Annotated in this window: 4 protein-coding genes; 2 read left to right on the top strand and 2 right to left on the bottom strand. The window is 41.3% G+C overall.

What is annotated here, in order from left to right:
• The first annotated feature begins 34 nt into the window (after positions 1-34).
• Positions 35-3,901, top strand: a complete 3,867-nt coding sequence (locus UABAM_RS09235; RefSeq protein WP_151967714.1) for a DUF11 domain-containing protein — start codon at positions 35-37, stop codon at positions 3,899-3,901.
• A gap of 10 nt (positions 3,902-3,911) precedes the next feature.
• Here UABAM_RS09235 and UABAM_RS09230 read toward each other — a convergent pair whose 3' ends face one another.
• Positions 3,912-5,411 (bottom strand): RtcB family protein, encoded by a 1,500-nt coding sequence (locus UABAM_RS09230; RefSeq protein ID WP_151967713.1) that lies wholly within the window; start codon positions 5,409-5,411, stop codon positions 3,912-3,914.
• Positions 5,412-5,430: 19 nt separating this feature from the next.
• The gene (locus tag UABAM_RS09225; RefSeq protein ID WP_151967712.1) at positions 5,431-6,015 is read right to left on the bottom strand and encodes a hypothetical protein; all 585 of its coding nucleotides are present in this window, start codon (positions 6,013-6,015) and stop codon (positions 5,431-5,433) included.
• 114 nt (positions 6,016-6,129) lie between these two features.
• Between UABAM_RS09225 and UABAM_RS09220 the strand changes: the two genes are divergently transcribed.
• Positions 6,130-11,172, top strand: a complete 5,043-nt coding sequence (locus tag UABAM_RS09220; RefSeq protein WP_151967711.1) for an MG2 domain-containing protein — start codon at positions 6,130-6,132, stop codon at positions 11,170-11,172.
• The last annotated feature ends 16 nt before the right edge of the window (positions 11,173-11,188 follow it).

The raw sequence follows: 11,188 nt of genomic DNA, 5'->3' as shown, positions 1-11,188 counted from the left end.
TTAAAGGGATTGTCTTAGATATAATGGAGAACAAATGCGTCTGTTTGTACTAACACTCTTTTGTATATTGCCTATTTTTGCTCAAGTTAGTTCTAATCGCAATATCGATAAGTTCTTGCGCGTAATACAAACGCCAAGTCAAGTCGAGGCTGTTGTTGGACAAATTATTAGTTACACGATTAAAGTGAGCAACATCCACTCCAATGCGGTGATTGATGACTCAGAACTTATAAACATACTACCGCCAAAATTGCGTTACATTTCCTCTTCTTTAAAACGCAGTTCCTTTACAACCGTAAGGCAAAAGCAAAAAATTACGGTACAAATAGGAACTCTTTCTCCTGGTGAAACGGCGACTTTTTCTTTTAAAGCCAAAGTTCGCGCCCGCGCACACGGTGTACTCGAAAATGTTAGTTTTGCTCACGGACACATCGTGGGAATACACACCGTGGAGTCCTTTGCTACCAAAAGCCAGCTAAAAATTTTACAGCAGAGTATCTTTAATAGCAAAGCATGGGTTTTTGGCTACGCTTATGTTGATATCAACCGCAATAACCAATATGATGAGGGGAAAGAGCCTGTCATTCCCAATGTGAAAATATACATGGAGGATGGACGCTATGCGATTACCGATAGTAGCGGACGCTACTCTTTTGACAATGTGGAAGATGGAACGCATGTTCTCGCAATCGATCTGCATACTCTGCCTTCACAATTTAAACTTTCCGAAAAAGGACGCAATGGACGTACGCGCTTTGCGCACATTAAAGGCTCCGCTCCGTGGCGTACAGATTTTACCTTACATTTTAATCGCCACCTCTATATGCCTGTGCAAAGCATGTTGCAAATTCAGTATGAAAACAAAAGTAAACTGTGGCAAGAGAGCATTCCCTACACATTTCTGTTTGAACGAAAAACGCGTACGATTTCTGTTTTGGATAAATGGAATCTAAAACAATTGTTTGTCGAAGATTTCCCCGCAAATAAAATAGAACTGAGTGTGATTATCGGTATTGATCACGAGCAGTTACAAGAAATTTCACTGCTCAAACTTTTTCTTGAGCAACGTTTTGGATTTCGCGAAAATCTACAAATTGTTTCACCCATGGGGATTCCATACAACCTACAAACAAGTTTGCCACCAATGCAAACACCAACTATTCATAAATTATTTGTTGTGAAAAATCCGCATCAAGTTTCTGCCGATGGCAAAACCGAACCCAATATTTTTATTCATGCATTGGACCAAAACGGCGAGTTAATCAACGAAAATGGCTTGTTGACGGTCACTGCCGCAGAAAGCAAAATTATCAATAGCGATGCTGATGAAAAGCTAGAAGGTACACAAATAGCAATGAACGGTGGTGTTGCGGTGTGTATCCTCGAAGCGCAATCTGAAGTAAAAAAAGCGAAACTGACCATTGGTTACAAAGAAATTTCTCAAGAAATCGAAGTGGAATACATTCCCTATTTTCGCGATTGGGTAGTGATTGGTATTGCCGAAGGGACAGTGGGAATCGAAAAAGACCACCAGCAAGAGGGTTTGTACGTCGATGGGCGTTTGGCGTTCTTTATGCGTGGCAAGATTATGGGAAAATATTTACTCACGGCATTGTACGATAGCGGTAAAAAAGAGGAACAACGCCTGTTTCGCAATATTCAGGAAAATCAATTTTACCCTGTTTACTATGATCCGAACTTGTCGGGCTACGAAGTGAACAGCAATAGCAAAATATATGTAAAACTCGAACAAGACGAAAACTATGTGATGTATGGTGACTACAATGTACAATTCAACAATCACTTAGTCCAATACCAGCATGCATTTCGCGGAGTCGCCGCACAGTTTAAAAACGAATATTTAGATGTCAAGGTTTTTGGTAGTAAAGCAACGCAAGTTCTTGTACGCGATGAAATACGCGGGCAGGGAATTTCTGGTTTTTATCAGCTTTCACGCGAAGATATTGTTGTGAATAGTTTGAGCATTGTTATTGAGACGCGTAGTCAATTCAATGCCCAGGAGATTATTGCTGTAGAAGAAAAACAGATATACCGTGACTACGATGTCAACTTTGATCGTGGACGTGTATTATTCGATTTTCCTATTTCTCCTAGCGATTTGTTAGGTAACCCGGTGTATATTATTGCCACCTACACTTCCCAGGAGGCCTCTTCAGAAGAATTGATATGGGGAGCGCAAGCGAATGTGAAATTGTTGGCAGAAAAAATATTGTTTGGTGGTTCTTATATTCAAGAGACAAAAAGCAAACACAGCAACCAAATTTATGGAGCATCGTTGCAAGTAAGTCCAATGGCCGGTCTTTCTATAAACGGTAATGTAGCGCACACATCGATTCATGACCCCCATCGCGATATCACCAAACAAGGGTTGGCGTATTCGCTCTCCACAAACCTACAGTGGGGAATCATGGACACCAAAATAGGTTACCACAATGTTACAGAGGACTATTATTCGGCTGTTCTACCAAATATCGCCACTGGAAGTGAGAGAGTATTTGTTGAATCGCAAATTAAGGCATCGGAAAATGTCACTGTACAGTTGAATGGCTCTGTGGAAAAAGTCCAACAAAACGAGTTTCGTCAGTTTGGTGTTCACTCGTTGATCAATACCGAAAACACGCAAAACATTGTGGGCTACCAGTTTATTGAACAAAAAAATAAAGATGAAAAACATCACGTCCACGTGGCGAGTGTTGGTAGCAAGGTGAATGTGGATAAAGGTCTAATCATAAGTGCGGAAAGACACCAAGTATTTGCTAGTAAGAAAGCGGCCACTAAACCAAAAAATGTGGGAAATATCTCACAAATGGACAAGAACACCAAACAAGATTTTCGGTACAAGGCAGGTAATATAAACGAACGGTTGTCATCAAAAACCATCCTGGGAGCAGAGGTGGTGCCAAATGATTGGATGAATTTGTGGGTCAACCAAGAGTTAGAGGACGATAGTGGCCTTGAATCTTCGCGAACATTTGCCGGTATCAATTTGCAAGTACACGAGACAACTCTATTCTACGCAAAATATGGTTTTCAAAAGTGGAGTGAGGAAGACCAAAATCAAGCTCTTTTAGGAATGAAAACCGATTTACCTATCAATGAGTGGCTATCAGGACATTTTTTCGCGGAGCATTTACAGACATTCGCCGAAGAAAACCCTGAGGATTTTACGACCAACGGCTTTCATTTGAAACTATTTACACTTAAGCATTCGGGAAATTTTCGTGGTGAAATGCGCTATCAAAATGGTGACTATCAATTGCTCTTTACTCCCTCGCTAACATCATACTGGGATGAGAGTATAGTTACTTTTTGGAGTTCACAATTTACACCGCGTCAACAATTTTCCGTTTTTGAAAACACCAATTTGTTGGGGATCTCCTATCGGCCGCATTTTTTGCAAAATATAAATCTTGTCGGAAAAACTCAGTTCAATTGGGAGCGCAACTTACAAAGTGAACTACAACAAATCACATTGGTGTCAACACTAGACGTCCACATACGCCTACCAAAATCAATGGACCTAATGTTGCACTATGCATACAAATACCAAGAAGAAGAAAATTTTGCACAACAAGACCTATCAAGCGCAATGACCGATTTACTCGCGATGCGTTGGCTCTACGAAATCAACGACAAGTTTGATATAGGATTTCATCTTGGTACGGTAAATGAGTATGACCAAGAAGAGTTAGAGTACGGATATGGTGTGGAAATGGGATATCGCATTGCCAACGACCTATGGTTGTCTTTAGGGTACAATATCAAAGGAGTTTCGGATAGTTCATTTGGTGATGGAAATTTTCTCAACGAAGGTATTTTTATTAGCATGCGCTTCAAGTTTGATGAAAAAATATACGATACCTTTTCCAATATGTGGTAAACACCAAATCTTAGCCTTTTATGGTAAATATAGGTTGTAATTCAGCAACTTTATTTACCATATCTGCCTGAACTTGACTGTCAATAACTCCTGATATATCTTTATAAGCATATGGGGCCTCTTTTTTTATCTCTTCCTCCCATTTTTTCAAAATATCTGGTCGTGACTTTAGGTCTTGTCTTGTCGGGTCTACGGGAGTAATGATTTTAAATTTTTCCATAAATTCACGAAACTGTTTCTCCTCGTGGCGTACTGCCTGACCACGCGACAAACTACGCCCCGCTCCATGACTGGCGCTCGATAAAATTTTTTGTTGTCCTTTGCCGCACATCAAGAAACTCGAAGATCCCATGGAGCCCGGGATCATCACCGGTTCACCGTAGTACGCAAATGGTGTATTGACCATTTGTTCCACACCACGTGCTGGATTGGCTCCTTTGCGATGAATAAAATACCCATCCATTTCATTGACAATATTGTGCCCGGTATCATAGACCAAATCGAAATTTGCACTGCCCAGTGCTTCATGCATACATTTCTCTAGCATTAATCCTAAAAATAAACGATTGGCAAAGGCAAAATTGGCGGCATTGTACAACGAAGCCCAAAAAAAATTCCAATATTTTTGATATTTTTCGGATTGTGGTAGTATAAAGATTTTGTTATGTGGATAGGGTAATTTTTTGGGATATATTTCTTGGGCGATTTTGCTGAAAAATGTTCCTGTTGGGTAGCCGATACTTACGCATCCAGTGTGTATCATCACCACTACTTGGTCTTTTTTTACTCCCCACGCATAAGCGGTTTTGTTGTCGTATATTTTTTTTACCTTTTGCACTTCGACAAAGTGGTTTCCACCGCCAATCGAACCAATTTGATCGTCGTAGCTCAATTCTTTTTTGCCAAGAAAGTCTTGTAAAGCGAAGATGTGCTCTGTGATTAGGGAGCCATTTTCGTTTACACGGTTGAGTTCTTGCTCTTGTTTTTGGGCGCGGTAGTATTGCCAAAGACCTTTGTCGTTGGCGATTTTGTGAGTGTTGAGTAGACCGAGTAAACCTTCTTTGAAAATGCTTTCGCGTTGCGTGCGATTCATCGGAATTTGGCGTCCGCCCTCAAAGAAAACATGGCGTATTTGTTGTGAGAGTTTGCCAAAGTTTTCGCGGATTTTGTTAGGACAAAGATCTGTGGTGTAAAAGCGTATGCCACAGTTGACATCCTTACCTATTGCTTGCGGAGAAACAAAGCCTTGCGTTTGCATCACTGTTCCAATCGGAACTCCGCGACCTTTATGGAAATCGGGAGTGATGGCGATTTGGTTGATTTGCGGAGGAGTATCAAAGAAACTTTTATCTTGTTTTTGGATATTTTGTACACTTTCCGCTAGCTCTAAAAGTTCACATAGCTCCTGTACAGCGTTTTTTTCTATTTTTACCTGTGCATTTGCGCAAATGTTGACAGGTATATCGTGTTTGTTTTGTAGAGTTAATAGATATTCATTGATTCTTTCCATTCCCACCTTTGACGATCTCCTATGATATTTGTGCTTTTTGCAAAACAAAATGTTCTTTGACATAGTACAGAATAAAGCCAAGACCTGCTCCAGTACCTAAACCATAGGTAATTCCCCATAGAATCATTGTTTCGCGGCTAGGGGCCATCGCGAATACATTACTACCAATGAAGTAGCCTATGGAATGGAGAACAAAGAAAAATAGCGTCCATCGTGCGATGTATTGTGGCAAGGCAAAAAAAACAGCAAAGGAAATAGCGATAGCAAAACTACCAGTGAGTGAGCCGACCCATTCTCCGGTACTATTGCGCATATTGTAATAGCTCATCATCCATGCTAAGGAATATAAAACGAAAGAAACGCTATACGCAATAGCAAAACGAGGCAGTGACATGATGCGACGCACTAAACGATATAAAAGTATGGTTCCACTGCTGATAAATAGAATAATCCAGAATATGTAAGCACCAAGTAAACCGAGTAACTGATATAGTTGGCGTTCAGCAAAAGCAACTGTCACGAAAACGATGATACTTGCAATCGTAAAAGCAAGAGCACCACTTAAGATTGAATACAGTAACGGTACGTAATTTTTTTTCGACATCTGTACTTCCTATAAATAAAATTTGCTAAAATGTGGGAACTTTTTCTTTTGTTGTGTTACTAAGACAGTATCAGTCGTAGGCAACACTCAATTTATACTAGTAAGGATTATCACATGAAAATACTTATGTGGAGTATGAGCATTTTTTTACTACTATTTGTTAGTTGTGATTCAAATATAAACAACAACGAAGCAAATAACAAGGCGAAAAATGTACAACGTGAAAACGCAAATCAACCACAAAATCCACTTGTGGCGAATATGAATTTTAACGAAGACGGTGAAGACGACAACGAAAACGAAGACAATAACGAAAACAGCGAAGACGCTGAACAGGTAAATGCGCAAAATAAAAATATCAATATTCCCGATAAGTGGAATATTCGTGATTCTTTTGCAAATTTGCCGGTAATCGATTTTCGCAAATTCAAGTCGGTGAATAATTCGGCGGTTTCTAAAGAAGAAAAGCAAAAAGATAAAGAAGCACGCGAATTATACAACACTCTAGTAAACGCTCTTGGTCGTAAGGATAAATCCCAAGCAAAATCTCTACGTGAGAAGTTACATAAAAACTACAAGAATACCAACATCGCCATAGATGGTGCCTACAAGTATGCGCAGTACTTGGAGAATGTGGATCGAAAAGAGGCGGTGAAAGCGTATGAGTGGATTTTAACACATTGGCCAGAATCTTATCGCAAATGGAACGCGATCTATCGTTTACAAAGCTTGCAAAATATGTACATGTATTTGTATGCTTCGGGAAACTATCACAATCCTGACTCCACAAAGATCAGTTTTCAGCTATCGGGAACCAATGTCGACAAGGTGAATTTAACGATCTACAAAGTTGATCTAGTAAAAATGATTGAAGAAGGTCTCAATCCCCAAGCGCCCTCTATTCCTGACCATGCTGAGGAAGTGAAGTCGTGGACAGAGGATGTCGAGGAAAAAGCACGTGGACGCTGGTTTTACCAACAAATTCGCATGCCGAAATTAAACGACCCGTCATATTACATACTTTCGGTGGGTTCTAAGTACATTACCATGAATACACTATTTTCTACTTCACGTGTATCTCTCATGACAAAGTCCGACGACCGTATGTTACTGTGCTGGGCCAAAGACACCGATAACAATACATTGAAAGACACGAATATTATTGTTCTTAAAGCGGGAAAAATTGCCTATCGTGGTACGGCAAACGATCACGGTTTGTTTGCGGCAAAGATGCTAATGCGTAAGAACGACTCCGACAATATTCATGTGATTGTCGATACTCCTAAGGGGCAAGCTGTTTCGGGATCGTACTACTATTGGTACGGTGGTTACTACCAGAGAATCAATTATGCTTATACAGATCGGCCCATTTATCGTCCTGGACAGAAAGTGCAATTTAAAGGATTTTTTCGTGAGCGAAAAGCCGATGATAGCATTGGAGTCACCGCCGGAAATGTACGTTTGACGATTTATGATCAACGTTGGCAAAAAGTACACGAAAAAGACTACACCATGGACAAATTTGGTGGAATTCATGGTGACTATACTATTCCTGCGACCGCTAAACTGGGCTATTACTACATGCAGTTTAATGGCAGTGGGTATTACCACTCGACGAATTTTGATGTTCAAGAATACAAAAAACCCGAGTATGAAGTTTTTGTAAAACCAGCCAAGGCAAACGTATTACAAGGCGAAAAAATGCAGGTTGTGGCAAATGCTGTTTACTATTTTGGCGAACCTGTTAAGGAAGCAAATGTAGAATATAAGATTTACGAAAATAACTACTGGTACAATCCGTACCGTGTTTACGACCGATGGGGATGGTTTCACGACTACCACGATGACCGTTGGTTTCGACCTCACCAAGGCCGTGGGCGTTTAATCAAACAAGGTACCGGAAAACTCGATGAACAGGGCAAAATTACTCTTGATATTGACACACGTAAAAACAAAGGCCAAGATTTAAAATATGTTGTTGAGGTAGGAGTGATTGACAAAAGCCGCCGCAAGATTAGTGGCTCCGGTAGCTTTTTAGCGACGCGCTCTACATTTACTCTAGCCATCAATACCGACCGTTGGTCGTACCGTCCCGGTGAAAATGTCAACATTGAAGTACTTGCGCAGGACTACGGAAAAAAAGGTGTCGCTGATTTAGATGTTACCCTAAAAGTAACCAAACACAACACCAAAGATCCACGCGAATTAATGGTCAAAACACTGACCACAGGCAAAAACGGTTCCGCGGCATTTGACTGGAAAACTTCGGAAAATGGTTACTTGTATTTGCAAGTGGAAGCGAAGGATAAAGATGGACGTTTAGTACATGCCACACGTAATGTATGGGTTGCCGATAACAGTTGGCGTTCTCCGTATTCTTATACAGGACTTAATCTTGAATTAGAAAAGAGTACCTATGCTCCTGGTGAGGAAATACGTGGGGTTCTTACGACGGGCTTTAGCAACTCTTGGATGCTTCTCACCACAGAAACCAATCGCGTGGAAAGCTACCATCTCGTTAAAATGCAAGGTAGTGTTTACACTTATAGCGATGTTGCCACAGAAGATCACCAACCATATGTCGACATTAAAGCGACGATGATGGAAAACAATACTTTAGTACAGAAACACAAACGCATTGTTGTACCTCCGACACAGTCGTTTCTTAACATTAGTGTTGCCCGTGAAGCGACATATGAACCAGGTGAAAAAGCCACATACACAATTAAAGTTACCGATGCAGAAAACAAGCCGGTTGTTACGCAGTTTTCTTTTGGACTTGTGGACGAAGCAATATATAGTTTGCGTGCCGATAGCACTCCCGACATTCGCAAAGCGTTTTTTATGACACATCGCGGTGCGGTGAGAACCAACTCTTCTTACTATTTCTATTCACTAGGTTATGGCGGACGTTCCGATAGTTCGAAGAAAGAAAAAAAAGATGCCAAAGGTAGTGTGGCGCGTCGTCAGGCACAGGCCCCTGCCGCAAAAGCAGAAGAGGCCGAAGCGGATGATATGGAGGCGGGAGATGTTGCGGGCGGTCAGTTTGGATCTAGATTTGGCGGAAAAGGGCAAAAACAGTTGCAAAAGCCACGTGTACGCACCGAGTTTGCCGACAGTGCAGTGTGGAAACCCAATGTAGTTACCGATGAACTTGGTATGGCTAAGGTATCGTTTACTATGCCGGACAACTTAACCACATGGCGTGCGACTATTCGCGGGGTAACTGTTTCCGGTAAGGTGGGACAAGCGATTGACAAGGTAATTACGCGCAAAAATCTCATGGCACGATTACAATGTCCGCGTACATTTACCGAGCGCGATGAAATTGTCATTTCCGGTGTGATCCACAATTACCTGGCAACGCCAAAAAATGTTGTGTGTCGCCTCAAGGCCGACGGGGTAAAGTTACTTGATGCTCCAGAACAGCAAGTCGTTGTTGCCCCTGGACAAGACAAACGCGTTGATTGGCGTGTAAATGTCAACACCCTAAAGAAATCAACCCTTGAACTAGAAGCTCTAACCGATGAAGAGTCAGATGCGATGCGTCTTACGATTCCGATTGTTCCTTACGGTATTGCATTACGTCAATCACACTCAGGAGCAACAAGTGATCAAGTAACGTTAAAATTTAACTTACCAAGCTCCAGTAGTGAAGACCGCGCCAAGTTAGTGGTGAGTGTGAAACCGACGTTGGCAGGCTCAATGCTAGAATCGTTAGAATATCTAGCGGGATACCCCTATGGCTGTGTGGAACAAACAATGAGCCGTTTCTTACCTTCGGTAATTGTTGCACAAACATTACAAAACTTACAGATGCGCCACAAAGAATTGGAAGAGAATCTTCCCAAGTATGTTGCAAAAGGTACAGAACGCCTGTACAAATTCCAACATAGCGACGGCGGATGGGGATGGTGGGAAAGTGATGCGACCAATCCACTGATGACCGCCTATGTGATGTATGGTTTCGCCCAAGCACAAAAAGCGGACTTTGCGATTAAGAGCGATGTGATGTCACGTGGACAACAGGCTTTGGCAAATCTCATCGACAAAGAGAAAAATTTTGAACACAAGTGCTATATGGTGTTTGCATATTCCGAGGCAAAAAAACCTCAGAGTAAGTGGATTGATGACCTGTATGCTAAAGTGGATGAAATGAGTGATTACTGCCGTGCGCTTTTGCTTATCATGGCCAAGAAAGAACGCAAAATGGATGTGGCTCAAGATCTGTTAAAGATGCTGGAAAAAAATGCAAAAATCCAAGGCGGGCATTGTCACTTTTCTGGAAAGACAGTGCGTTATGGTTGGACAGATAACCCTGTGGAAACAACCGCTTATTGTTTAAAGGCGATTGTTGCCATGAATCCAGAACACACATTGATCCCACAAATTCTCAAATGGTTGGAAATCAAAAAACAAGGTAAGCGTTACCAGTCGACAAAGGACACCGCTGCTGTTGTTTTCGCTTTCTGTGATTACTTGGTGCACTCGAATGAACTGAATCCAAACTATACGGGAGAAGTCAACATCAATGGAGAGAAGAATGCAATTGCTTTTCAATCTGTTGATAATACAGCGCTTCAAGAATTTTCTGTAAAACCACAGATGGGCGAAAATACTATCACCATTAAAAAAGATGGACGTGGTAAGGTATACTATTCTGCGTATATCGAGTATTACTCCAAAGAAAAAGAGATTCCTGCGGTTGCCGAAGGCATAGAAGTAAAACGTAGTTATTTTCGCTTAACTCCAAAAACCGATACAAACGGTACGATTACTTTTGAAAGGTCTCCTCTTGAGGGTGTCATTAAACAAGGGGAAGTTTTCGAGGTAGAGTTGGAGATTTCGGCGACACGTAACTACGAATATGTCATGCTACAAGACTACATTCCGGCAGGATGTGAGTTTGAGAAAGATAAAGAACAACGTCGTGGATACTACTACTATTGGTCCAACAAAGAGTATCGCGATGATCGATTGGTTGTATTCTTCGGCAGTTACTCTTCAGGAGCGCGTAAGATTGTGTATCGTCTACGTGCAGAAACACCTGGAAATTACACGGCGATGCCTGCGAGAGCAGAAATGATGTATTTTCCCGAGATTCAGGGAAATTCAACACAACGCAGTTTACAAATTATCGAAAAAAGTGCGCGATAAGTAAATTTTGCAAATA

The sequence above is a fragment of the Candidatus Uabimicrobium amorphum genome, assembly GCF_009002475.1.
Lineage (GTDB): Bacteria > Planctomycetota > Uabimicrobiia > Uabimicrobiales > Uabimicrobiaceae > Uabimicrobium > Uabimicrobium amorphum.
This window is presented reverse-complemented; position numbering and strand designations above follow the sequence as displayed.